Origin of the sequence: Pontibacillus litoralis JSM 072002 (assembly GCF_000775615.1) — a bacterium.
Taxonomy (GTDB): Bacteria; Bacillota; Bacilli; order Bacillales; family BH030062; genus Pontibacillus; species Pontibacillus litoralis.
On record NZ_AVPG01000009.1, the window covers coordinates 56,724 to 81,465 of the forward strand.

Annotated in this window: 23 protein-coding genes; 17 read left to right on the forward strand and 6 right to left on the reverse strand. The window is 39.4% G+C overall.

Going from position 1 to position 24,742, the window contains the following annotated elements; translation table 11 throughout:
* The first annotated feature begins 99 nt into the window (after positions 1-99).
* The 7 genes from N784_RS07595 (at position 100) to N784_RS07625 (ending at position 7,381) form a co-directional block, all read left to right on the forward strand.
* A complete protein-coding gene (locus N784_RS07595) occupies positions 100-1,191 on the forward strand; it encodes a CotS family spore coat protein (RefSeq protein ID WP_036833912.1) in 1,092 nt (363 codons plus the stop codon).
* A complete protein-coding gene (locus tag N784_RS07600; protein WP_084600179.1) occupies positions 1,188-2,810 on the forward strand; it encodes a glycosyltransferase family 4 protein in 1,623 nt (540 codons plus the stop codon). Before N784_RS07595 ends, N784_RS07600 begins: the two co-directional genes overlap by 4 nt.
* Positions 2,811-2,968: 158 nt before the next feature.
* Positions 2,969-3,922, forward strand: a complete 954-nt coding sequence (locus N784_RS07605) for an aminoimidazole riboside kinase (protein WP_036833830.1) — start codon at positions 2,969-2,971, stop codon at positions 3,920-3,922.
* A gap of 119 nt (positions 3,923-4,041) precedes the next feature.
* Entirely contained in the window at positions 4,042-5,142 is a 1,101-nt protein-coding gene (locus tag N784_RS07610; protein ID WP_036833832.1) for an amidohydrolase, read from the forward strand.
* A 15-nt stretch (positions 5,143-5,157) separates the two neighbouring features.
* Positions 5,158-6,267 carry a mandelate racemase/muconate lactonizing enzyme family protein gene (locus tag N784_RS07615; protein WP_036833833.1) on the forward strand — a complete coding sequence of 370 codons (1,110 nt, stop codon included), beginning with the start codon at positions 5,158-5,160 and terminating at the stop codon, positions 6,265-6,267.
* 10 nt (positions 6,268-6,277) lie between these two features.
* Positions 6,278-6,973 carry a hypothetical protein gene (locus tag N784_RS07620; protein WP_036833834.1) on the forward strand — a complete coding sequence of 232 codons (696 nt, stop codon included), beginning with the start codon at positions 6,278-6,280 and terminating at the stop codon, positions 6,971-6,973.
* A 12-nt stretch (positions 6,974-6,985) separates the two neighbouring features.
* A complete protein-coding gene (locus tag N784_RS07625; RefSeq protein ID WP_036833835.1) occupies positions 6,986-7,381 on the forward strand; it encodes a (deoxy)nucleoside triphosphate pyrophosphohydrolase in 396 nt (131 codons plus the stop codon).
* Positions 7,382-7,404: 23 nt separating this feature from the next.
* On the opposite strand, the gene sda is transcribed toward N784_RS07625, so the two are convergent.
* On the reverse strand, positions 7,405-7,560 hold the full coding sequence (gene sda / locus N784_RS16270; protein WP_084600180.1) for a sporulation histidine kinase inhibitor Sda: 156 nt from the start codon (positions 7,558-7,560) through the stop codon (positions 7,405-7,407).
* Positions 7,561-7,680: 120 nt separating this feature from the next.
* On the opposite strand from sda, the gene N784_RS07630 reads away from it, so the two are divergent.
* The 4 genes from N784_RS07630 (at position 7,681) to N784_RS07645 (ending at position 10,746) form a co-directional block, all read left to right on the forward strand.
* Positions 7,681-8,226, forward strand: coding sequence for a helix-turn-helix domain-containing protein (locus N784_RS07630; RefSeq protein WP_036833914.1), 546 nt, complete (start codon positions 7,681-7,683; stop codon positions 8,224-8,226).
* 84 nt (positions 8,227-8,310) lie between these two features.
* Complete coding sequence (locus tag N784_RS07635; protein ID WP_036833836.1) at positions 8,311-9,288, forward strand: helix-turn-helix transcriptional regulator; 978 nt, start codon at positions 8,311-8,313, stop codon at positions 9,286-9,288.
* Positions 9,289-9,363: 75 nt separating this feature from the next.
* Positions 9,364-10,086 carry a hypothetical protein gene (locus N784_RS15955; protein WP_052127199.1) on the forward strand — a complete coding sequence of 241 codons (723 nt, stop codon included), beginning with the start codon at positions 9,364-9,366 and terminating at the stop codon, positions 10,084-10,086.
* Positions 10,087-10,152: 66 nt separating this feature from the next.
* Positions 10,153-10,746, forward strand: coding sequence for an N-acetyltransferase (locus N784_RS07645; RefSeq protein WP_036833837.1), 594 nt, complete (start codon positions 10,153-10,155; stop codon positions 10,744-10,746).
* Positions 10,747-10,768: 22 nt separating this feature from the next.
* On the opposite strand, the gene N784_RS07650 is transcribed toward N784_RS07645, so the two are convergent.
* Positions 10,769-12,085 carry a uracil-xanthine permease family protein gene (locus tag N784_RS07650; protein ID WP_036833839.1) on the reverse strand — a complete coding sequence of 439 codons (1,317 nt, stop codon included), beginning with the start codon at positions 12,083-12,085 and terminating at the stop codon, positions 10,769-10,771.
* Between the two features lie 191 nt (positions 12,086-12,276).
* Here N784_RS07650 and N784_RS07655 point away from each other — a divergent pair, with 191 nt between their 5' ends.
* Complete coding sequence (locus tag N784_RS07655; RefSeq protein ID WP_036833842.1) at positions 12,277-13,251, forward strand: aromatic ring-hydroxylating oxygenase subunit alpha; 975 nt, start codon at positions 12,277-12,279, stop codon at positions 13,249-13,251.
* A 189-nt stretch (positions 13,252-13,440) separates the two neighbouring features.
* Positions 13,441-14,415, forward strand: coding sequence for an ICP22 family protein (locus N784_RS07660; RefSeq protein WP_036833844.1), 975 nt, complete (start codon positions 13,441-13,443; stop codon positions 14,413-14,415).
* 35 nt (positions 14,416-14,450) lie between these two features.
* Here N784_RS07660 and N784_RS07665 read toward each other — a convergent pair whose 3' ends face one another.
* The 3 genes from N784_RS07665 to galU are packed head-to-tail and all read right to left on the reverse strand — an operon-like array spanning position 14,451 to position 17,624.
* Positions 14,451-15,449 carry a GDP-mannose 4,6-dehydratase gene (locus N784_RS07665; RefSeq protein WP_036833846.1) on the reverse strand — a complete coding sequence of 333 codons (999 nt, stop codon included), beginning with the start codon at positions 15,447-15,449 and terminating at the stop codon, positions 14,451-14,453.
* Positions 15,442-16,746 (reverse strand): UDP-glucose dehydrogenase family protein, encoded by a 1,305-nt coding sequence (locus N784_RS07670; RefSeq protein WP_036833848.1) that lies wholly within the window; start codon positions 16,744-16,746, stop codon positions 15,442-15,444. Before N784_RS07670 ends, N784_RS07665 begins: the two co-directional genes overlap by 8 nt.
* Positions 16,743-17,624 carry a UTP--glucose-1-phosphate uridylyltransferase GalU gene (gene galU, locus N784_RS07675; protein ID WP_036833849.1) on the reverse strand — a complete coding sequence of 294 codons (882 nt, stop codon included), beginning with the start codon at positions 17,622-17,624 and terminating at the stop codon, positions 16,743-16,745. The genes N784_RS07670 and galU overlap by 4 nt, the downstream gene beginning before the upstream one ends.
* A gap of 424 nt (positions 17,625-18,048) precedes the next feature.
* Between galU and N784_RS07680 the strand changes: the two genes are divergently transcribed.
* Both N784_RS07680 and N784_RS07685 read left to right on the forward strand, forming a co-directional pair.
* A complete protein-coding gene (locus N784_RS07680; RefSeq protein ID WP_036833850.1) occupies positions 18,049-18,915 on the forward strand; it encodes a 3D domain-containing protein in 867 nt (288 codons plus the stop codon).
* Between the two features lie 290 nt (positions 18,916-19,205).
* Positions 19,206-19,892, forward strand: a complete 687-nt coding sequence (locus N784_RS07685; RefSeq protein WP_036833852.1) for a YajG family lipoprotein — start codon at positions 19,206-19,208, stop codon at positions 19,890-19,892.
* A 4-nt stretch (positions 19,893-19,896) separates the two neighbouring features.
* Here the strand turns inward: N784_RS07685 and N784_RS15960 are convergent, their stop codons facing one another.
* Entirely contained in the window at positions 19,897-21,384 is a 1,488-nt protein-coding gene (locus tag N784_RS15960) for a diguanylate cyclase domain-containing protein (protein ID WP_052127200.1), read from the reverse strand.
* Between the two features lie 404 nt (positions 21,385-21,788).
* On the opposite strand from N784_RS15960, the gene aceB reads away from it, so the two are divergent.
* Both aceB and aceA read left to right on the forward strand, forming a co-directional pair.
* Complete coding sequence (gene aceB, locus N784_RS07695) at positions 21,789-23,378, forward strand: malate synthase A (protein ID WP_036833854.1); 1,590 nt, start codon at positions 21,789-21,791, stop codon at positions 23,376-23,378.
* Between the two features lie 38 nt (positions 23,379-23,416).
* On the forward strand, positions 23,417-24,709 hold the full coding sequence (gene aceA, locus N784_RS07700; RefSeq protein ID WP_036833857.1) for an isocitrate lyase: 1,293 nt from the start codon (positions 23,417-23,419) through the stop codon (positions 24,707-24,709).
* The last annotated feature ends 33 nt before the right edge of the window (positions 24,710-24,742 follow it).

The window sequence follows — 24,742 nt, forward strand, 5'->3', positions numbered from 1 at the left end:
GTATAATAAACAACCACATTCATCCTGACATAGTATAGGTAAGGAGCAGTTGTATGAAAGAAATACTGACATTATCGTTGTAGGAGGGAGATAGTGACGATGCAGATTGTTCCATGGGAGATCGAGGAAGAGGTAGATGATTTCTTCGTACCTGATTATATAGTAGATATTGGACTAGAAGTATTGAACCAGTATGATTTACATGTGCATCAGATAGAAATTGTTACCACAAAACCAGATAAAGGAGGAGCTATTTGGAAAATAGAAACTAATCAAGGCCCGATGAGTTTCAAGCTTCTCCACAGACGTCCGACGAGAAGTATGTTTAGTTTAGGGGCGCAAGAATATGTTGTGGATGTAAAGCAGGCAAGAGTACCGCCAATAATACAAACAAAAGATGGGAAAAACTTTGTAGAAGCAGGAGGGAAATTGTGGTTCGTAGCAAAGTGGATTGAATCTTTACAGCCTGTTACGAAGGATTTAGAAGGAGCCAAACAGCTCTGCTTTGCTCTAGGGGAATTTCACCGATTAACACAAGGCTATGTTCCGCCGGAGAAAGCGGAAAACGCATCGCGAATTCATAAGTGGCCGAGAAATTATGAGAAAACCATATTGAAGATGGATTGGTTTAGAACGATTGCAACTTTATATTCGGAAATGCCGGCTAGTTCAACAATTATTAGCGTTGTTGATCAGTTTCAAGAACAAGCAAAGGAAAGCTATGAACGTTTGAAGCAATCAAGTTACTCTGAATTAATTCAATATCAAGAAAAAGAATGGGGGTTAGTCCACCAAGATTATGGTTGGTCGAATGCACAAATGGGGGAAAACGGTATGTGGATTATTGATTTAGATGGCGTTTCCTTTGATATTCCAATTCGTGATTTAAGGAAGCTTATTACTGGAACGATGGCTGATTTATTTCGGTGGGATGCTAATTGGGTAAGAGAAATGATTAAATCTTATCACGAAGCTAACCCTATTTCAGCTGCATTATATGATTTATTGATGATTGACTTATCTATGCCAAATGAATTTTATAAAAATGTGAAGGAAATGCTGTATGAGCCAGAGTTCTTTTTAACAGAAGAAACGAGCAGTATGATCGATATGATTGTAGCGTTAGATGAAACGAAATGGCCAGTATTAAATGAAGTTCAAAACGATTGGAAGGGGGGAGTTGAATCTTGAACATACTCATGGTTTGTACAGAGAAATTACCTGTCCCTCCTGTATTAGGGGGAGCGATTCAAACGTATATATCTGGAGCCCTCCCCTATCTTCGCAAACAGCATGAAATTACAGTGTTAGGTGTAAATGATGCTAGCTTACCGGATAACGAGACGATGGATGATGTGCACTATGTCCGAGTCCCAGGGAAAGTTTTTGAAGTCTATCGAGAAGCGGTTGCAGCATACGTTGCAAAGCATAATTTTGACCTTATTCATATCTTCAATCGACCACGCCTTGTTCTTCCTATACGCAATGCTGCACCAGAAGCAAAAATCACTTTAAGTATGCACAATGATATGTTTAAGCCAGAAAAGATAGACCCTCAACAAGCAGAATTAGTCGTAGAAGAAGTATCAAGAATTGTAACAGTAAGCGACTATATTGGGGATGTTATTCGAGGCTTCTACCCTAAAGCAGATCATAAAATAAGTACCATTTATTCTGGAGTGGATACGACTCGTTTTCTACCTGGGACTGATCCAGAAATGCGATCTATTCGGAGCCAAATACGAAAAGAGAACCAAATAGAGGATAAAACCGTGTTAATGTTTGCAGGGAGATTATCGAGAAATAAAGGAGTAGATAAGCTCGTTTTAGCGTTACCAGAATTAGCGAAAAAACATAAAGACCTCGCTTTAGTTATCGTAGGAAGTAAATGGTTTAGTCAAGATGATGTCACGGACTACGTTGCATATGTTCGAGCACTAGCAAATCGTTTATCCATTCCAGTTGTTACAACAGGATTCGTATCTCCGGCTAATATTCAGAATTGGTATGCTGCGGCAGATATATTTGTATGTACGTCAATCTGGCAAGAACCATTGGCGCGAGTTCATTATGAAGCAATGGCAGCAGGATTGCCAATTATTACAACAGCTCGTGGTGGTAACCCAGAGGTAATGGAAGAAGGAAAGAATGGCTTTATCGTCCATGATCCCGAAAACCCTGAGCATTTTGCAGAAAAGATAAATCAATTGTTATCAAATCGCTCTTTGCTGAAAAGTATGGGTAGTTATGGTAGGTCACTTGCTGAGTCGAAGTATGAATGGAACCGAGTAGGTGCACAAATTCTAGAAGCCTGGGCTCAAGCGAAACAGGACGATGTTATGTTAGGAGATAGTTCCCATGATGAGGGGGGCGTTGAAACAGTTGAAACAAATGCAGAAGATAACGACGAACAACAGCAAGAACAAGTAATAGAACCCCAAATGCAGCCACAGCAAGAAGAGTCTAAATTAAATAAAATAGTTATAGAACATATGAAAGAACAAAAGATGCCGATAATGGAAGAACAGGTGCAAACAAATGAAATGAAGAAGGAAACGGAAGTTCAATGGACGCTCATGAAAAATAAGGTAGAGGAGAGGCAGAAATCAGCTCATAAGCAAGCAAAACAGCCATCAAAACTGTCTATAGCTAGTGATGTAAATAATGGTAAATTAATTAATATATGGGGAGAACCTATTGATTCTAGAAGTATGGAAGCAGAAGGTGATATATGGGGAGATAATGTAAAAGGAAACACTCCGGTGGTATATGATCCGTTTGAAACAGAATATTCTAACCCTTTCGATTGATAACATTCTAGTAGGAGTAGTAGATTTGTATAATTATAGTCAGTTAAGTTTATAGTGATAACGTTGTGGGGATTTAACGAATCAATAATCCCCTCCCTTCTTTGTAATGGAGTAAGTAGATTTTTTATTTTACAATAGAAACAGAGGAGGTTAGGTTGATGAAACGAGGTATATTATCGTTAGGGGAAGCGTTAGTAGATTTTGTTCCCTTGGATTTAACAAATCAGCAGTATCAAAAGAGTCCAGGTGGTGCACCTGCAAATGTAGCAGTTGGTGTTGCAAAATTAGGGGGAAAAGCGACCTTTATTGGCAAGGTTGGTAATGATGGATTAGGTTCTTTTTTGTATGATACTTTCATGCAATACGGTGTTCGGACTGAGCATATGAAATTTACGAAGGAAGCGAAAACGGGATTGGTGTTCGTATCAAATACAGCAGATGGAGAGCGGAGTTTTGAATTTTTGATAGAACCGAGCGCGGATCAATTGTTTAGCGTTGAAGATTTAGATGTAACGGAAATTAAAGAGCATAAAATCGTACATTTTGGTTCTATTTCATTGATACATAAATGTGCGAGAGCAGCAACGTTGGAAACAATCAGATTAGCGCAGGAGCATGATGGGATTGTGTCATTTGATCCAAATGTGCGTCTTGATTTATGGCCATCAGAGGAAGTCGCTCGTGAAATGATTCAAGCAGTGCTGTCTAAAGTAGATGTATTAAAATTATCGAAGGAAGAATTAGTGTTTCTTACGGGGGATAGGGATATTCAACAAGGTGTAGCCGCGTTGTCTATATATGATATTCCGATTATTCTCGTAACGATGGGAGCTGAAGGTAGTTACGTTTGTATGAAAGATAATGTGCAGTTCGTTCCAGCGACGGCAGTTGAAGCGGTTGACACGACAGGTGCCGGGGATGCATATATGTCTTGTATACTGTATTTACTTGATCAGTATGAGGGGGAGTGGAGTCTTGTATCTATAACAGAACTTGTAGAAATGGCGACGTATGCTAGTGTTTCCGGGGGATTAGCTACACAAGCAAAAGGTGCAATGACAGCACTTCCGTCGTTAGCGGAAATCGAAGAAAAATTAGATGGAAGGTTGTAGAAACCTAACACCTAATATTTTTTGAATTTTTGCAATGATGGCATGTACGTCTGTAAAATAGAATGGTAATCTAGTAGTAGGACAAATAAAATAGAGATATATAGGAAAAGGGGAAAAGTATGACGCCAAATTACGAAGCTCAACTATTGGACTGGTTTCATCACTTCCACAATCATCCTGAAGTAAGTTGGAGGGAAGTTGAAACCACAAATACATTAGCACGCATATTGGATCAGCTAGGCGTTTCGTATCAGCGTTTTGATGATATGACTGGTTTAGTGGCAGAAATTGGTCAAGGAGATGGAGTTATTGCGGTACGTGCCGATATTGATGCGTTATGGCAAGAAGTCAATGGTGTGATGCAAGGGAATCATTCCTGCGGCCATGATGCGAATATGTCCATGGTGCTCGGTGCATTGTTATACGTGCGGGAACATGCCATACATAAGAAGGTTCGATTTATTTTTCAGCCAGCCGAAGAAAAAGGGGAAGGGGCACTCGCGATGATGGAGCGTGGCGTAATGGAAGGGGTCACTCATTTATACGGCGTTCATTTACGCCCGCAAGAAGAGCTGCCTTTCGGTAAAGTTGCACCGTCCATATACCATGGAGCTGGTAATATGCTAGAAGGTAAAATAATAGGTGAAGATGCCCATGGAGCGCGTCCACACCAAGGGAAAAATGCAATCGATGTCATAGTGGCACTGCATCAGCGCTTGAAGTCGATTTATATTTCGCCCTTTGAAGCACACTCGGTAAAGTTAACGAAGTTAGTGGCTGGTGGAGATAGTTTGAATATTATACCAGGTATAGCGTCGTTTGCGTTGGACGTTCGCGCGCAAAAAAATGATGTTCTACATACTATGCAGCATCGTATTGAAGAAGCGCTTACAGGATTGAAAGCGCTGTATGACGTGGAAATTGAGTATGAGTGGAAAGAGTTCACACCAGGTGCTGAAGTGTCTAAAGAAGCAGAAGCAATTACAACGGAGGCAATTCAGCAAGTAATAGGAGAAGAACGCACCGCACCTCCAGTTGTTACTTCAGGTGCTGATGATTTTCATTATTACACCATTCGTTATCCGGACGTGAAGGCGGCCATGATTGGAGTAGGTGCTGATTTAACACCTGGTTTGCATCACCCAAAAATGATGTTTAACACGAAGGCTCTAGACATTGGGGCGAGAATTTTAGCAGAGACGATACAACGTACACCATAAAGGAGAGAAACTGTTATGAAAATTACAGCTGTTCATATTTATGCGATTCGATTACCGTTACGAGTACCATTTGTTATTAGTTATGGCTCATACGATGATATGCCTGCCGTTATTGTTAAGGTAGAAACAGATGAAGGGTTTGTAGGTTATGGAGAAGGAGTGGCTGATGAGCACGTAACAGGTGAGTCTTGGCATAGCATTTATCATGTCCTAAAGCATACACTAGCTCCGGCATTAATTGGTGCAGACCCTATGAACTTGGAAAAAATCCATGATACGATGAATAAAGCGATTTACGGTTGTCCAACAGCGAAAGCGGCACTAGATATTGCTTGTTATGACGTGATGGGTAAAAAGCTAAATCAGCCTGTTTACCAATTAATTGGTGGACGCTACCATGAACAGTTCCCTGTCACGCACGTGTTAAGCATTGCCGAACCAGAACAAATGGTAGATGAAGCAGTAGAAATGGTGGCAAAAGGGTATAGTTCGTTAAAAATGAAAGTCGGAACAGATATAAAGAAGGATGTACAACGCATTCGCGCTGTTTGTGAACGAGTTGGCGACGAAGCAGCTATACGCGTCGATGTTAACCAAGGGTGGCGCAATAGTGCTAACACATTAACGGCTTTACGAGATCTTGAAGGCGTATCGATCGATTGGTTAGAACAGCCTATCGTTGCCGATGATATAGATGGCATGGCATTCATTCACCGACAAACGTCTGTCTCGCTTATGATTGATGAAGGGCTAAAAGGATCAAGGGAAATGCGAGAAGTCATCCAAAAAGAAGCAGCCGATAAAATTAACATTAAGCTCATGAAGTGTGGTGGGATATACCCAGCGGTTAAGCTTGCTCATCAAGCAGAATTAGCAGGTATAGAATGTCAAGTTGGTTCGATGGTAGAGTCATCTGTCGCATCTTCCGCAGGCTTTCATGTTGCTTTTTCGAAAAAGATTATAACAAGCGTTGAGTTAACAGGCCCGCTTAAATTTACGAAGGATGTCGGTAATTTGCATTATGATATTCCATATATTCGTTTAAATGAAGAGCCGGGGTTAGGCATTGATGTAGATGAAACAGTACTTCAACAATTAACTCAATTTCAAGATGTGGTAAAATAGGAGGTAGTTGATGGAGCATTTATATGAAGGTACGTTACAACGAGGAAATGAAGCCTACTACGTGAAACAATTGCAATTGAAAGATGTTGAAGAAGTTCTAGCTTTGCAAAGTGAAGTGGTGGAAGCATTGGAAGTTAAAAGTTCCCTCTCTGCTTTAAGTAGAGAAGAATACCAATACATCTTGAGAGGAAAAGGCGTCATGATAGGTGCATATGTGGAGAACAAGCTAATTGCTTTTCGAGCACTATTAATTCCTCAACTTGATGATGAGCATCTAGGGCGAGACATTGGACTACAGGAAGATGAATTAAAAGAAGTTATCTATCAAGAAATATCGAATGTGCATCCAGCCTATCGTGGCAATCGATTACAGAAAACGTTAGCAGTCATAATCATGCAAGTGTTGCAGCAACAAATGAGTCAATATCGCTATGTTTGCTGTACAGTAGCACCATTTAATATTCCGAGTTTAAAGGATAAATTTGCTCAAGGGATGGAAATTGCTGCGTTAAAGGAGAAATATGGCGGGAAATTGCGTTATATTTTCGTGAAAAAGTTAGATGCAGCTACGCAAGAATATCGAAACGAATTAGTGTCTATCCCGATGGAGGATATTGAACGTCAACAGCAAATGATTGCTCAAGGGTTCCGCGGAATACAAATGGAGAAGCGGGATGAAGCATATTGGGTGAAGTATGTTAAGTAATGGAGGTCTTGTATGAAAAAAGATATTTACGTCGTCGGAGCAGTGATTATCGAAAACGGAAAAATATTATGTGCTCAGCGTGGCTCGTTGAAGTCGTTACCTCTAATGTGGGAATTTCCTGGTGGGAAAATAGAACATGGAGAGTCGCCCCAACAAGCATTGCAACGTGAAATTGTCGAAGAAATGCAATGCAAAGTTGAAATCGGTGAGCAAATTGAACATACAGTACATGAATATGACTTTGGCGTTGTTCACTTAACGACATTTTATTGCACGTTACTAGAAGGAGAACCGATACTTACAGAGCATATTGCGTTTAAATGGTTAGCTGCTCATGAATTACCTTCCTTAGATTGGGCTCCGGCTGACATTCCGGCAATTGAAAAACTGTCTAAAGTTACCTTATAGAAATAGACGAAAAGCCACTCCTTTTACGGGTGGTTTTTCGTTTTAACAAGATGTTCTAGGTTGCGTTGTTTAATTTCATCATAAAGAAGCTCAATAAATTCATCATCGATCTTCGGGTCTATTTTCGCTTTCTGATATGCTTCTATTAATTGTTCATTGGTTAATATATGTAGGGTCATTGGCTTGCTCCTCGATGTTTATTCCGTATTATTATAGGGAAAGTTATAGCACATGAAACGTGGCAAATGAGCCACATAGAAGTTTAATCCAAAGGGAAGTATGAGGGAGTGAGGAAGCAAGTGAAAAAAAGAATATGGTTAATTCGTTTAAGAAATAGAAAAAACTTGACACAGCAAGAGGTTGCTGAGAGAGCATTTATTGATCGTTCTTATTATGCACAAATCGAATCAGGAGAACGTAAACCTAGTATAGATGTAACACAAAAAATAGCTGAAATTTTACATTTTCACTATTCTAGATTTGAATTAGAGGCGAATCCTTTTCGCTTTGCGTTAGAAGACACTCCCATGTCCCTTTCCCATTGTGATAAAGAGTTACGTTATACTTGGCTGTTCAACCCTCATGATGACTTCAATGCTGAAGATGCGATTGGAAAAACCCCAATTGAGTTAGCGGATAATGACGGAACAAGAGAATTGACACAGTTGAAGGTCGATGTATTAAATGGACAGTTTCCGGTTAGAAAAAGAATCCCCTTCCCTTTATCAACCGGTGTTGTGATATACGACGTGTACGGCCACCCTTTACTGAATGAACAAGGAGAAGTGATTGGTGTTGCAACAGCTTCTGTACAAAGCCCTAGTATAGAAAGGAAAGCCAGGTAAATGGGCAAACCTTCTATTATTGCCTATTTTTCTAGTTGGTAGTAAAATTAAGTAAGTTGTATAGGTAATATTGGGGGAAGAGCGTTGGGGTTAAATAGTAATGTACGAATATTGAAGTTAAGAGAAATTCTATTTGAAGAAACCGATGAAATGGTTGAATTAAGTATGGAAGAGATAATAGAAAAGCTTCAGTTCTATTTCGGCGAGGAGTTTGATAAACGAACAATTAACAAAGATATGGAAGTTCTAGAAGAGAGTGGTTTTGACATTGTGCGTAATAAAGGAAGATTCGGGAAACTTTACTATAGTTGTCAAGATCGAATATTTGAGACGTATCAAATCCGGTTGATTAATGATGCGGTTTTGTCTGCGCGTTTTATTACGGAGAAGGAAAAGAAGACGTTGATTAGTAAGGTGAAGCAATTAACGAGTAAGCATATTGCTAGAACATTACCTGATCCGTTGCTGTTCTCCCAATCTTCTAATGAAAGCTATGAAATGGTAAAGCTTAATATAGATCATGTCCATCGGGCGATTACAGACGAAGTCGTTCTACATTATAAATATGGACGATATAATATGGATAAAGAGTTTCAATATAGTCGTGATGGAATGACGTATGAGGTAGAGCCTTACGCTTTAATATGGCAAAATGATTATTATTATTTAATTGGATATTTTCCTTTAACAGAAGAAATGCGCCATTATCGCTTAGATAGGATGAGAGAGGTTCGGTTAACAGATAAACATTTTCGTAAACACCCTTTTCCTATTCAAGATTACGTTGATCAAAGCTTTCATATGTTTGCTGGTCAACAGGACAGAATCAAAATACAATTCCATGTTTCACTGTTAAATGTTGTGTTAGACCGCTTTGGCATGGAGGCATGTATTCAGCGAGTGGATGAGGAGCATTTTCTGTTGTCAACGAAAGCGAAAATGAGTAAGGGGCTCGTTAGTTGGGTTATGCAATGGGGAAGTAAAGCGAAGGTGATTTCACCAGCCAATTTAGTAGAGGATGTGCAAAAAGAGGCGGAAGCGATGTTTCGTTTATATACGTAATGGAAGAGGGTGTGCATAATAGTGTACACCCTTTTTGTTATGCTATTAGTACAACAAATAAGGGAGGAACGAACATTGGCTAAGTCAAAAAAGAGTGTATTTAAGAAATGGTGGTTTTGGGCATTAATGGTTATTGTGCTAATAGCGGTATCACCAGGATATAGTGAGACAGAATCAGAGCAAGCGGATGAGCAACAAACAAATGAAGGTAAAGCACAAACAGAAGAAAAGAGTCAAAAAGAAGAGAAACAGCCTGAACAAGAACAACAACCAAAGCAAGAAACTACCGATAAGGAACAACAATCGAAGAAGCCAGAAAAGCCGACCTACGCTTCTGGTATGTATGAAGTAGGGTCGGATATAGAACCGGGTTTATATCAATCGAGTGGATCTGTTATCTATTGGGAGCGTTTAGCCGGATTTAGCGGGGAATTCGATGATATTATTGCTAATGGAAACCCTCAAGGACAAGAATATGTACAAATTAAACAATCCGATGCAGCGTTCACTAGTCAAGGATCTGGGGAATGGACGAAAGTGGAAGAAGATTACAATCCGAAGCCAAAAACGACCTTCGGTGATGGTACGTATCTTGTAGGGAAGGACATCGAGCCTGGGCGTTACAAAAGTTCTACAGGTGATGGATTAGGCTATTGGGCGCGATTAAGTGGCTTTAGTGGTGAATTAGCAGAAATCATTGCTAATGGCAATCCATCAGGTCCGACGATGATTGAAATTTCCTCTTCAGATAAAGGATTTCAAACGTGGGGAAATGGTGAATGGAGGAAGGTAGATTGATAGAAAAAGTTCAAGGAAAGGGCCGAAACATGATATGGCACTTTCTATGAATTTAGGAGGAGTAGAATGAGCGAGAATGAATGTAAATACGCAAATAAAATGGAAAGTGTAGAGCTGGCTTATCATTCTCAATTGAATTTGGCTACGAATGTCATAGAAGGTTCGGCAAATATCATTCTTAGTAAAGGGAATGAAATAAGGAACACGATTGGGCAAATTCAACTTCGTTATTATGTAACAAAGATTTATAAAGATGAAATAGATCTATTAGATGCAGCTGCTACGTATTCTATGGAAGAAGAGCACGGCATGCTAGTATTAGGGAAGTATTATGGTAAAGCAGTCATGACTAAGAAAATCGTATTACTTTCTCATTTCATCATTGATGATCTGTATCGAAAACAAGGATATGGATTGCAGGCGATGTATGAGTTGCTCAAATATCTCACATTATTTGAAGTAGACGTGATTGCTTTATCAGTATCACATGCAGAACAAGAAAGTAAAAACGATTACAATTTATCAGTAAAACAACTTGAGTCCTTTTACAAGCGCTTCGGATTTCGCTACATACATGAATTGGAAGATGAAAGGGTACATCCCCACTTAATGTTTTTAGAGATGACATTCGATTGTTTTAGTAAAGGGAATCTAGGATAATACTAGAAAAACCGAACAACGCTTAACGTGCGTCGCTCGGTTTTTCTTCTGGTATAATTAAGTTTAGGAATAACGTTGCAAATGCACCAACAGTAATGCCAGAAGATAATATATAATTTGCATAATCTGGTAAACTGTATAGAACTTCCTTAGGTAGAATGGTAACCGCAATGGTTAGTAAAATAGGTACACCGATAACAATCATATTACGGTCATCGATTTGGAATGGTTGAATCACTTTCAAACCATTTGTAACGATGGCTACACAAACGATGCCGAAGATTCCATTAATAACAGACTCTGGAATGCATGTGATGGCGGTAGATAATTTAGGGATGAGTCCTAAGCCAACTAAAATAACCCCTGCTGCCATAATAGCCATGCGACTAGCCACACCTGTAATAGCAATCAAACCAGCATTAGAAGCATATCCTGTCATTGGTGTACTTCCGAATAAGGAACCAATGAAACAGCCAAGTCCTTCTCCAAACGAAGCACGATTTAACCGCTTCTCACCTAAGTCTTTCCCAGTGACAGAAGACACAACAAACCACGTGCCTGTCGTTTCAATTAAAATAATGAAATAAACAAGTACCATCATTATAATTGCCTGTGGATCAAATACCGGTTCACCAAATGGGAATAATGTAGGCAGAGAAATCCAATCCGCTTCTTTTACTGGAGAAAAATCAACAACTCCAAAAAAGCTTGCCGTAATCGTTCCAACTACGATGGCAATAATAACCGAGATTAACCGGAAAAACGTACCTATGTAATTATTTCTTCTCCCTAACAAAATACAAATTACTAACACAGAAGCAGATACAGCTGCAACGGCAACATTTTCCCCTAAAGTCCCTTCCGCATTGTAAATGTTCGTCACTCCTATTGGCATTAAGGCAATACCAACGATAATGATAACTGTTCCACCAACTAATGGCGGAATGAGTTTACGAACGGCCTTGGCAAACACACGAAGTGGATAGCCAATAATGGCGATTAAAATAGCACCTGGAATTAAACTACCGGCAATTGCCCCAAGACCAAGCTTGCTCCCGATTGCACCAATCGCTCCAATCGGCACATACGATGGTCCTTGTACGACTGGATATTTGATACCAAATCCTGTTTGAATGAGTGTTGCAACCCCTGTCGCAAAGAAACACATTTGAATGAAATAAGACGTATTCTCTGTACTTAATGCGAGTAATCCCGCAATGATAATCGGTGCGATGTATAAGTCCATGGCTAATACGTGTTGTAGCCCTAATACGAACGCCTTTCCAATTCCAATCTTGTCGTCTACCCCAATTAGTACTTTGTTATTTTTCTTACTCAATGATTATCCCCCTCAGTGATTCTAAGATGAAAAAACGTATGTTTGAGAAAGATTATAAGCTAATTCATATAAAATGTATACAAAAAACGTACAAATAATATATTTTTTATATAAATGTTCGTTTTTTGCTTGATGAATGCCGTTTGGTCACATACAATATACATAAATAATGATGAAGTGAGGGATAAGTTATGATGAAAGATGAAGCGCTTTTACAACAATGGATGGTTGCCTGTCGTGCTAGTGATGTGACAGAAGAGCCGTTGCAACTTGTCGTTATGGGGGAGAGAGTGGTACTATTTCGTACATCAACAGGCATAGCGGCGTTTAAAGATTTGTGTATTCATAGAGGGGCAGCGTTATCACATGGTAAAGTAGTGAACGACTGTCTTGTGTGTCCTTATCATGGGTGGGAGTATGAACAAGAAGGAGGTTGTGTACATATTCCTCAATTACCGGAAGGACGCGCGATTCCGAAGAAAGCGAAAGCAATTACATATGCATGTGAAGAGAAATACGGATTGGTTTGGGTTCATTTTGGCACGCCAACATCCAATATTTTAGATTTGCCTGAATACCAGGACGCAACGTATCATCATGTTGTGTGGGGAAATAATCAAGTCCATGCGAAACCACCTCGTATAATAGAAAACTTTCTAGATGTGGGGCACTTAGCCGTTGTACATGAAGGATTCCTTGGTGATGAAGAACATCAAGAAATTCCGGATTATAAGGTGCATAAAGAAGAAAATAGAATATATTCTAATGAAATCGCGATATTCCAGCCTGATCCAGATGGAAGTGGTCAAGCGAAATATGTGTATTACACGTATGAAATATTTAGTCCACTATCCGTAAGATTTATAAAGAGAGAACCAGAAACGAATCAGAAAATGAGCATTTTGTTAACGGTGCGTCCGCAAACAGAAGAAACATCTGTTGCCTATGGTCTATTGTCTTTTAATTACGATACAGGTCAAACTGATGAAGAAATCGTTCGCTTTCAAGACATGATTTTTAATCAAGATAAGCCGATTGTAGAAAATCAAAAACCAGAAGATTTGCCGCTTGATCTGCAAGTGGAATTATCGCTCGTATGTGATCGGGTGAGTATTGCTTATCGTCAATATTTACGTCAAATGGGTGTTGAATTAGGAACCAACTAAAGAGAGACAAGCCTTTACGTTTCAAGGAGCGTAAAGGTTTTTTTGTGATAAGAAAAGGGATAGGCTCGATTTTTTGAAAAAATAGGTGGAAATAACTATTAAAATGCCGTTATAATTCTAATAGAAGAAATATTTTGGTTATATTTCATATTAACTAGTGAGTATGACCTTATGTTATGGAGGGGTATCGTGCGTAAAAGTGTGGCCAGTTGGTTCGGCATTGTTATATTATTCGTTATATTTTTCATACCTTATACAGGTAATGCATCTTCTGAAATGGTTCCATTACTTAAGGGACATCATACGATAACAACACCAAAAGAAGAAGGCGAAGAATCAGGTAATAAAGAGGATAGCACTGACATGGATGATGAATCGGAAAAACCAGGCGGTGGCACAGACGCTGGGGATGGATCAGATAGCGCAGGAGATGGCACAGACGCTGAAGGTGGTTCAGATAACCCGGGAGGTGAGACTGACACTGGGGATGAATTAGATAACCTAGGCGGTGGCACAGATGCTGGGGATGAATCAGAAAACTCAGGCGGCGGCACAGACAGTAGTGAAGGCTCGGATAATTCTGATGGTAACGCGAGTAGTGGAGAAGATTCAGGTAACTCCGATGCTGAAGCGGAAACGGAGGAAGGCTCTGGTAATACAAGTGATGGCTCGAATAACGAAGAAAATGCAAGTAACTCTAGTGATTCTGGTAGTACTGACGATTCAGTAAATAATACGAATGGGTCGCAGTTTGATAACTCCTCAGATACCTCTAATCGGAATGGAAGTGGTAATCATTCTTGGGATAGCGACACAACTCCTGCACAGGAAAGGGCGTATGAACCTTCTCAGACTGAAGAAGTAACAGAGGAAGAAATGAAAGAAGAAATCGTTCCAGTTGAAGTCATCAAAGCGGAATTGGATGAGGATGAGGACGAGGAAGGGGATAAAGAAATAGAGGAAGAAAAGGATTATGAAGAAGTCCTCCCCATTATCATTGATCGAAAAACGATTGAACCAGTTCAGCAGGTGAAAGCGCAGCAAACAGTTTTAAGTAGTGATTATGTACAAGAGTGGCGTCAAACCGGATGGGTAGTCTTAGCGGGCTTACTCGGGTTAGCAGCGCTTATATATGGGGGATACTGGCTGTATCGAAGAAAGTAAATGATAACGACAGTGAACGCTAACGCACTGCCGTTTTAGTCAAGAATATTATGGTACTGCTTATACCATGTTATAAAGTGACGGACACCTTCTTCAATGGAAGTTGTTGGTTGGTACTGTATAGCTTGAATTAATGTTTGGAGGTTAGCATATGTTCTTTTTACATCTCCTGGTTGTATAGGAGTATATCGTTTATGAGCTTTTTTATTCAGTTCACGTTCAATCAGCTGAACAATATATTCGATTTGCACAGGGGAGTTGCTGCCAATATTGTGAATCTCATGGAGGGTGTTTCTGGTTTGGAGATGCCCTTTTTTCATTAAGCGGTAAATGGATTCGACAACATCATCGATATACGTGAAATCACGTTCCATCTTCCCGTTGTTGTACAGGGAGATTGGTTCATCTTTGAGAATGGAATTAGCAAATGTGTATAGTGCCATATCCGGTCTACCCCATGGACCATAAACGGTAAAAAAACGTAAACCAGTAGCTCGAAGGTGGTGCAAATGGCTATACGTGTAGGCGAATAGTTCATTAGATCTTTTGGTTGCAGCGTATACACTAATCGGCTGATCAACGCGGTCTGTCGTGCAAAATGGGATCTTATCATTACCACCATAAACAGAACTAGATGACGCGTATAGTAAATGTTGCACGTTAAATAACTGACAGCATTCTATTAGATGCATAAATCCGGTAATATTTGATTGTACATACGCGTGTGGGTTTTCGATGCTATAGCGTACACCGGCTTGAGCTGCTAAATGTAGGACGATTTTCGGTTTGTATGTCGTAAATAGGTGTTGAAGAAGCTCTATATTTTCTAAACTTCCTTTGACAAAATGGAAGGAAGGATTAGTTGTCAAAAGGTGAAGGCGATCTTGCTTTAACGTTTGATCATAGTAGTCGTTAAGATTATCATAACCAATTACTTGATATCCTTCTGTGAGTAACCTTCTAGCGGTGTGAAAGCCGATAAATCCTGCACATCCCGTCACGAGAATCGGTTCGTTCAATATTAAATCAGCCATGAATACCAACTCCTTCATAATGAAAGCCAAGTTGCTTCATATAATGTGGTGAGAGCGCGTTACGACCATCGAACAAATTCGACTCTTTCATGAAGGATTTGGCTTGTTTCCAATCGATATTTACGATCTCTGGCCATTCTGTAACGAGTATGGCTGCGTGTGCGTCATGTAAAGCTTCTAATGGAGTAGTAGCGCAATGAATGGTCGGAAATCGTTTCTTTATATGGGAGGTAGCTTGTGGATCATATACGGTTACCTGTACTTCTTGTGCTAATAGTTGAGAAATGACTAGAATGGAAGGAGCGGATCGAATATCATCTGTTCCCGGTTTAAAAGCGAGACCTAATAGCGTAATGTGTTTGTTGTGTAAAGAGCCTAAGCGTTGAGAAACTTTGTCTAGAAACCAGTTGACTTGTGTATGATTCACGTTTTCCACAGCTTGTAATATCGTCATGGGAGTGCCGTACTTTTGGCCTATTTGTTGTAATGCCTGTAAATCCTTTGGGAAACAAGACCCCCCATAGCCGACTCCCGCTTGGAGAAACAGTGGGCTGATGCGTTTATCCTGGCCCATACCTTCCGTTACAACGGTAATATCAGCATCTACTCGTTCGCAAAGTCGAGCTAACTCATTGACGAATGAAATCTTAGTTGCAAGGAAAGCGTTCGATGCGTATTTAATCATTTCGGCGTTGTTGATGGACGTAAACAGAATGGAATCATTCGTATCGTTATATAATTGTTCCATCACGGCTTTTGCTTTTTTTGAATCATATCCAATCACAATTCGATTTGGATAAAGAGCGTCATAAAGCGCTTTTCCTTCTCGCAAAAATTCAGGATTGGACACGATTTCAAAGGGAATATCGACGTTGCGCCTCGTTAATTCCATTGCGATGATTTCTTTTACGCGTTTACCAGTACCAACAGGGACGGTGCTTTTTATCACAATAGTTTGTTCGTTTTGCATAGTTTGCCCGATTTGTCGTGCTACGGCATTAACAAATGAAAGGTCTGCTTGGCCATTAGCTTGTGATGGTGTACCGACTGTAATGAACACAATCGAGCTATGATGTAATGTTGCTGTTAAATCATCGGTAATGGTAAGGTTTCCGCTGTCTACATGTGTCTGTAGTAACGCTTTCACTCCTTCTTCATAAAATGGTAATTGAGCATTGCTAAGGTGTGCTAGTTTATGAGGGTTATTGTCAACCAAGTAAACACGGTGACCACTATGTGCGAAGGCGACACTCGTTGTAACTCCAACATAGCCACCCCCAATAACAGCGATGTTCATATTAACCCCTCTTTCATTTTTTCTTCAATATATTCCCGTAATTTGTTACGGTAAGACGGATGTTCTAGGCCAAAATCAATGGTTGCTTGTAGGAAGCCAAATTTATTGCCAATATCATATCTTTTTCCTTGGAAAATATATCCGAATATTGCTTTTGATTTACTTAATCGTTGGATGGCATCTGTTAATTGTACTTCACCAGAATAATCTGGTTTAATATGCTGCATGGCGTCAAATAGCTCTGGCCGGAAAACGTACCTTCCCATAATAGCTAGGCAAGAAGGACTTTTTGCTTGTGAGGGTTTTTCGATTACAGTATCTATATTAATCAAGTTTTCTTCGATCGGTTCACCCTTTGGTTTAATCATTCCGTAATTGGATACTTCTTCTTGCTTTACTTGTTGAATGGCGATGACAGACGTATGGTAACGGTTATATACATCGATTAATTGTTGTAGGCATGGCTTTTCTCCTTTCATTAAGTCGTCTCCTAGTAAAACAGCGAATGGTTCATTTCCAACAAAACTTTTAGCATGGTGGACAGCATCGCCTAGCCCTGTCACGTCTTTTTGTCTTACGTAATGAATGGTTGCTAAATTAGAAATGTTTCGGACTTCTTCTAGCAAGTCGTCTTTGTTTTGTTTGGCTAGTGTATCTTCTAATTCATACGATTTATCGAAATGGTCTTCTATAATCCGTTTATTCCGTCCGCTAATGATAAGGATGTCTTCAATCCCAGAAGCAATCGCCTCTTCAACAATATATTGGATGGTAGGTTTATCAATGATGGGGAGCATTTCTTTCGGTAACGCTTTTGTTGCGGGTAATAACCTTGTACCGAATCCTGCTGCGGGAATAATAGCTTTGCGTACCTTCATCGATTTCCCTCCTTCAAATCATTATTTGATATCGTATGTTACATTCGTATCCAATGCTTGTGTACTCGTTTAGTTCGCAAAAAAAAGCCAGCTTATATACATAATTAGAAAGAAGCTCCACCTTAAGCAATAGGTTGTGCGTGCGATATAATATAGAAGTAATTAAAAAGAAGATGTTTATGATTTCTTTTTAATAGGACGAATCGGACGCATTCGTTTAATTAGGACATCTTCCGACTGGCGCGTAGGGTATTTTTTTGTATAAAAATGCGGTTTGTAACGTGTTTGTAATGTGTGAAATGTAATTGTTGCTGTTCTGTTATTGGGCTGTGAAAAGGATATGATATAGTGTCCCCAACGTTTAAAAAAGCGTTATGTGGTGTGTGGTGATTAGCACCACTATTCATAAAGGAGGCTGAATAACATGAAAAAATTAATGTTATCCTTAGTAGCGGCTGTTACGATGCTAACAGCTACAACCGTAGTATCTGCCAGCGCAGAAGAAGTTATTGTTCAAAAAGGTGATACGTTATGGGGCATTGCGCAAGAGAAAGGTGTTTCCGTACATGATATAAAAGAAATGAATAACTTACATTCTAATCGGATTTATCCTGCTCAACGTTTAGCTGTTAGGGTGGAAGAGGAAGTCACTCTAGAAGCTTATACGATTAAAGCAGGAGATTCATTATGGGATATTGGGCAACAATTTGGTGTAAGCGTGCATGCTTTGAAGCAATGGAACCATTTAACGTCCGATTTAATCTATGCAGGTGATAAACTTATTGTTAATGGAGAAAGTATTCCAGTAGAGCCAGCCAGCCAAACTTCAGCAAAGGCAAAGCAGCCAGCAACAAAACAGACAGCAACAGCAGAACCAAAGCAATCAACTACTCAACAAGAAGAACAAAAAGTAACCGCATCTGCATCTAAGGAACAAACTGAAACGGCAGAAGCTAAGGAAGCCACAAGTGCACCTAAACAAACTGCTGATCAACAATCAGGCAACACAATTGCGATGCAGGCGACCGCTTATACAGCGAATTGTTCAGGATGTTCTGGTGTCACTGCTACTGGCATTGACTTACATGCAAATCCTAATCAAAAAGTAGTAGCTGTTGATCCCAATGTGATTCCATTAGGTACGAAAGTGCACGTAGAAGGGTATGGAACGGCAATTGCGGGGGATACTGGTGGCGCCATTAATGGCAACAAAATTGATTTATACATGCAAAGCAAACAAGATGCTCTTCAATTTGGGCGTCAAACTGTTCAAGTAACGATAATCGAATAGCCAATTAGAAAAAGCGGCTGTGACAGAAGTTAAGATATTAAAGAAATTTCTGATTTTCCCAAAATAGAAAGTGCATGAAATCAAAGTATTTAGATTTGATTTCATGCACTTTTTTGATTTCCGCTAGGTTATGTCCCAACCTCTTTTCATTAACAAACATGCAAATAATATTAAATGCATTCGTTCGGATATTCTGTTGTACGAAGCAATGGAGAAATTGGTTTTATAATAAAGCTGGATAAGAAAAACAGATTGAAACGTGATAAGATGAAAGGAAGGAGGTGGGATTGATGAGGAAGAAAAGATTGATAATTACGCTGTTAATAGCGACAATGCTATTAGCAGGCTGTGCTCAAGGTACTGCGCATATTACGGTACATAAAGATGGAATGGTTGATGTTCAGATGGATGTCGTGTTACCAAGTAGTGCTCAAGTAGTAGTTCGCGACAAGATGATACATGGGATTGAAAGAGACTTAGATGGACAAGGAATTCAATTTGAAGAAGTCCCATCAGAAGAAGGGTTGCATTACCGAATGAAAAAGCGCATTGATTCTTCACAACTCGAGCAAAGCAATACGAAAGAAATCGATCTGCTTTCCTTACAAACGGAGGAACATATCTTTACTACGACTTACATTGTAGACGGGGAAGTTGATGTGATGGAAGCATACGGTGGTATTCTACAAACCATTAATACGTACGCTCCTTTCGATATAATGGAGAACATGTTCAAAAGTCTGGATTTTCAAGCAAAATTAACGTTACCTTATGACATTGTAAAAGACCATAATGCTAGCGTGAAAGAAGGGCGCACCTTAACTTGGGATGTGTCGTTAACAGAGCCTAATTCTATATATATGGAGTTATCTGTACCAAATATACGGAATATCGTTATTGCAGCTGTTGGAGTGTTAATAGTATTGATTACTGCTGTTATATGGTGGCTCCGACGTAGAAAAAAAGCCTTAACATGATTCGTTAAGGCTTCTCACATTTAATATGTTCTTCTTGGAAACAGCGAACGGTATTTCTGCCTGCTGCTTTTGCTTTATACAATGCTTTATCGGCATTATTGATTAAGTATTTACTATCAACATCCTTACTAGGTGTGATGGTCGAAATGCCAACACTAATGGTGACAACCGATGAAACGGGTGAATAATCATGTACTAGTGCTGCTTTTTCTACTGCTGAACATATTGATTCTGCGACATTCTTTCCTTCATATTCATTTGTATTGGGTAATAATACGGTAAACTCTTCTCCCCCGAAACGAGCGAGGAAATCATCAATCCTTATAGTTTGTTTCGCAATTTCTGCTACTTGTTGTAAACATTGGTCCCCTTGCAGATGTCCGTAATGGTCGTTATACAGCTTAAAGTAATCGATATCAAAAAGGATAAGCGATACTGGTTGTTTGTTTCGATGTGCATCCTCCCACAGATGGCGAAGCTTATGGTTAAAATAGCGTTTGTTCGCAACCTTTGTTAACCAATCCATATTAGATAAGTACTTTAACTTTTTATTTTTTTCCCCTATTTCTTGTTCTAACTGTATTCGTTTCGTTTGATCTCTAGAGAAACAGAGAATATCCTCCATTTCCATCCCGATTGTATTTACTCTCTTTACGTTCGTTTCTAACCAAATGTATTCCCCATTGAGATGACGAAAACGATAAACGACAGAAGAATGAAGGTCGTCTTGAATCGGAGTTATGTTATTTTCTACATCATCTGGATGCAAGAAGTAGTTTAGCGGTTTTCCGATTAAGTCATTAGCGGTATAGCCTGTGATTCGTTTGCTAGATGGGGAAACGTATTTAAATGTTCCATCTTCATAATGGGAAGATATTAAATCCATTGCGTTATCAGCAATATATTTGTAATAGCGGATGTGTCGATTGTTTACGTTCATTTGCTTAATATATTCTGCCATGTAATAACTCAAAGCTGTACTAATAACAGTAATAAATAAATAATAAATCAATGGAAATTGCGCTTTTGGATTGTCGGCAGTTAGAAGGTAAATAGCACCTATATTTACGATGGTGAACAAAGTGCTTGCAGTAATAAACTGATAAAGTCGAGTTGTAATGTGTTTAATAACAAGCGGTAATAGGAAAGTCATACTAAACAGGATACATATTGAGATGAAGGCAGCCGTACTAAAGCCGTAATAAATAACACGTACGAAACTAATTATGAGACTAGCTATGAAAGCGGAAATTGGACCGCCATATATAACAGCAACGATAATGCTAATTTGTCTAACATCCACAATAATGGTATGCGTAACAGCAATCGTATGCACCATCAACAAGCTCCCTAACAGTCCACTCCCAATACCAGCGTAAATTTTAGTTGATATGGCAGATTTATGGCTAAGTGGTCGATTTTCAAAGAAACGCCCTGCTATAAATAAAAAAGCAACGATAATTGTAATGGTACTTATGAGATCAATAACCATAGAAAAACCTCTTTCTGTATTGTGTTGAGAAGCGGGATGTAGAGATTTTAAACGGGGGTTCCATTTCCTTTATTATACCAATCAGGAGATCCAATTTAAATTTTTTCATGAATTTTTTGTCGAAAGGGTTGCAATAGCACTTATACCTGTATAAACTGTACTATAACAACACGAATATAATATAAATTGTTATATAAGAGAGGTGAGGCAAATGAATCAAGCACAAAAAATGATGACCACTTGTCCTGAATGTGGAGAGCAAATGGACCAAATGAATCAAAAGTTTATGATGGAGTGTGAACGTTGTTTGTCAAAACGGGAGGAGTAAATTTTTTTGCTTATACTGTTATATAACTGATTACTAATGATGATATTGTTTTGTAACAAGGAAGGTGGATGGAACCATGGAAACAAAGCACAGCACTATTCAAGTTCAAGGGGAAATGTACGAAGGATTCGAGCGTATGTTATCCGAAGAGGCACTACAGTTTATTGAACAACTGCATCATCAGTTTGAAGAGCGTCGACAACAATTATTAACGAAGCGCCAGCAAGTGCAACAACAAATAAAAGACGGCCAAATGCCAGACTTTTTACCAGAAACAGAATCGGTTCGGAAGGGGAGCTGGACCATTGCTCCTTTACCGGCTGATTTAAAGGATAGAAGGGTTGAAATTACAGGACCTGTGGATCGGAAAATGGTTATCAACGCTTTAAACTCTGGTGCAAAAGCGTTTATGGCTGATTTTGAAGATTCAAACGCACCTACTTGGTACAACACGATTCAAGGACAAAACAATTTATATGATGCGATTCGTCGCACGATTTCCTTTCAAAATGATAAAGGAAAAGTATATGAATTGAAAGAGGAAACAGCAGTGCTGATGGTGCGGCCTCGTGGCTGGCATTTAGAAGAGAAGCATATTACAGTCAATGGTGAACGAATGTCCGCAGCGTTAGTCGATTTTGGATTGTACTTTTTCCATAATGCGAAAGCGTTAATCCATCGTCAAACGGGTCCATATTTTTATTTACCAAAAATGGAAAACCATCTTGAAGCTCGTTTGTGGAATGATGTATTCGTATTTGCTCAACAACAATTAGGAATTCCTCAAGGTACAATAAAGGCGACTGTGCTTATTGAAACGATTTTGGCTACGTTTGAAGTAGATGAAATATTGTATGAATTAAAAGAACATTCAGCTGGATTAAATTGTGGACGTTGGGATTATATATTCAGTTATTTGAAGAAATTTCGATACAATCCTGGTGTTATTTTGCCAGACCGCTCTCAAGTAACGATGGAATCTCCATTTATGCGTGCGTATAGTATGTTTGTTATTCAAACTTGTCATAAGCGTAACGCACCGGCTATTGGAGGCATGGCTGCGCAAATTCCAATCAAGGGCGATGATGAGGCAAATGCGATTGCTTTCCAAAAAGTACAACAGGATAAAGAGCGAGAAGTGAAAAATGGACATGATGGTACTTGGATCGCCCATCCAGGAATGATACAAGCTGCAATAGATGTATTTGATTACTTTATGCCTGAGCCAAATCAAATTTCTCATAAGCTACTAGATATATCCATCACAGCGAAAGACTTGTTACAGGTTCCAGAAGGGGATATTACAGAAGAAGGCTTGCGCACGAACATAAGTGTTGGCATCCAATACATTGCTTCTTGGCTATGTGGTAGAGGAGCGGCGCCTATTAATCATTTAATGGAGGATGCGGCAACTGCCGAAATCTCTAGAGCGCAAGTGTGGCAATGGATACGCCATCCGAAAGGACAAATGAAAGATGGTCGATATATTACGTTTAAAATGGTAGAGAAGATACAGCAAGAAGAATTGCAAAAGATTGCTGAGCAAGTTGGGGAAGCAACATATAAGCAAAATCGTTATGAGGAAGCGGCGGAACTTTTCACACAGCTTATTCAGGAGGATGAATTTGCAGAGTTTCTAACCATTCCAGCTTATGAGCGTTTGTAAGTCTATATTTATATATAAATGACTAGGGAGGAATTGTTGTGAATCAGGAAAGGGTAGAACAATTAAATAAAGCATGGCAAAATGAAAAACGCTGGGGTGGGGTGACTCGTCCATATAAAGCAGAAGATGTCATCCGTTTACGTGGTTCCATGGATATTGAGCATACGTTAGCGAAGAAAGGTGCAGAAAAGTTTTGGAACCTATTGCAAACAGAAGACTACGTACATTCATTAGGTGCACTGACAGGGAACCAAGCGATGCAACAAGTGAAAGCAGGACTTAAAGCAATATATTTAAGTGGCTGGCAAGTAGCTGCAGATGCTAATCTGTCTGGCCAAATGTATCCTGATCAAAGCTTATATCCAGCCAATAGTGTACCACAAGTAGTAAAACGCATTAACCAAGCTCTACAACGTGCAGACCAAATTCATCACATGGAAGGCGATGACAGTGTGGACTGGTTTGCTCCGATTGTTGCAGATGCAGAAGCAGGATTCGGCGGTCAATTAAATGTATTTGAATTAATGAAAGGCATGATTGAAGCTGGGGCATCAGCTGTACACTTTGAGGATCAGCTTTCTTCAGAGAAAAAATGCGGACACTTAGGTGGCAAAGTGTTGCTTCCTACCCAAGTAGCTGTAAAAAACTTAATTTCTGCCCGTTTTGCAGCAGACGTGATGGGGACACCGACTGTACTTATTGCAAGAACCGATGCGAATGCAGCTGAATTAATTACAAGTGACGTCGATCCATATGATGAGCCGTTTATGACTGGTGAGCGCACACCAGAAGGGTTTTTCAAAACGAAAGCAGGACTCGATCAAGCTATTGCCCGTGGTTTGGCTTATGCTCCATATGCCGATTTAATTTGGTGTGAAACGTCTGAACCAAACTTAGAAGAAGCACGGCGTTTTGCGGAAGCAATACATGAACAATTTCCTGGTAAACTGTTAGCCTATAACTGTTCCCCATCATTTAATTGGAAAAAGAAATTAAACGAAGAAACGATAGCAACATTCCAAAAACAAATTGCACAGATGGGCTATAAGTTCCAATTCGTTACTTTAGCAGGGTTCCATGCATTAAATCATAGCATGTTTGAATTGGCCAAAAATTACAAAGATGAAGGAATGGCAGCATACTCTGCTTTGCAGCAAGCAGAATTTGCGAATGAAGAAAAAGGGTACACAGCAACTAGACACCAACGTGAAGTAGGAACTGGTTACTTTGATGAAGTTGCTCAAGTTATTACAGGCGGAACTTCTTCTACAACAGCATTGAAAGGCTCAACAGAAGAAGAACAATTTGAAGAGCAAACGATCCATTCATAACAGGAAAATCCTCCTTTTGTATTAAACAAAAGG

What these genes read in the sequence shown, in the direction of transcription:
- sda (WP_084600180.1), bottom strand. Translation starts at nt 7,560, where the DNA reads ATGACCCTACATATATTAACCAATGAACAATTAATAGAAGCATATCAG.
- N784_RS07655 (WP_036833842.1), top strand. Translation starts at nt 12,277, where the DNA reads ATGATGAAAGATGAAGCGCTTTTACAACAATGGATGGTTGCCTGTCGT.
- N784_RS15960 (WP_052127200.1), bottom strand. Translation starts at nt 21,384, where the DNA reads ATGGTTATTGATCTCATAAGTACCATTACAATTATCGTTGCTTTTTTA.
- N784_RS07595 (WP_036833912.1), top strand. Translation starts at nt 100, where the DNA reads ATGCAGATTGTTCCATGGGAGATCGAGGAAGAGGTAGATGATTTCTTC.
- N784_RS07605 (WP_036833830.1), top strand. Translation starts at nt 2,969, where the DNA reads ATGAAACGAGGTATATTATCGTTAGGGGAAGCGTTAGTAGATTTTGTT.
- N784_RS07625 (WP_036833835.1), top strand. Translation starts at nt 6,986, where the DNA reads ATGAAAAAAGATATTTACGTCGTCGGAGCAGTGATTATCGAAAACGGA.
- N784_RS07670 (WP_036833848.1), bottom strand. Translation starts at nt 16,746, where the DNA reads ATGAACATCGCTGTTATTGGGGGTGGCTATGTTGGAGTTACAACGAGT.
- N784_RS07665 (WP_036833846.1), bottom strand. Translation starts at nt 15,449, where the DNA reads ATGGCTGATTTAATATTGAACGAACCGATTCTCGTGACGGGATGTGCA.
- N784_RS07680 (WP_036833850.1), top strand. Translation starts at nt 18,049, where the DNA reads ATGAAAAAATTAATGTTATCCTTAGTAGCGGCTGTTACGATGCTAACA.
- galU (WP_036833849.1), bottom strand. Translation starts at nt 17,624, where the DNA reads ATGAAGGTACGCAAAGCTATTATTCCCGCAGCAGGATTCGGTACAAGG.
- N784_RS07610 (WP_036833832.1), top strand. Translation starts at nt 4,042, where the DNA reads ATGACGCCAAATTACGAAGCTCAACTATTGGACTGGTTTCATCACTTC.
- N784_RS07685 (WP_036833852.1), top strand. Translation starts at nt 19,206, where the DNA reads ATGAGGAAGAAAAGATTGATAATTACGCTGTTAATAGCGACAATGCTA.
- N784_RS07645 (WP_036833837.1), top strand. Translation starts at nt 10,153, where the DNA reads ATGAGCGAGAATGAATGTAAATACGCAAATAAAATGGAAAGTGTAGAG.
- aceB (WP_036833854.1), top strand. Translation starts at nt 21,789, where the DNA reads ATGGAAACAAAGCACAGCACTATTCAAGTTCAAGGGGAAATGTACGAA.
- N784_RS07615 (WP_036833833.1), top strand. Translation starts at nt 5,158, where the DNA reads ATGAAAATTACAGCTGTTCATATTTATGCGATTCGATTACCGTTACGA.
- N784_RS07620 (WP_036833834.1), top strand. Translation starts at nt 6,278, where the DNA reads ATGGAGCATTTATATGAAGGTACGTTACAACGAGGAAATGAAGCCTAC.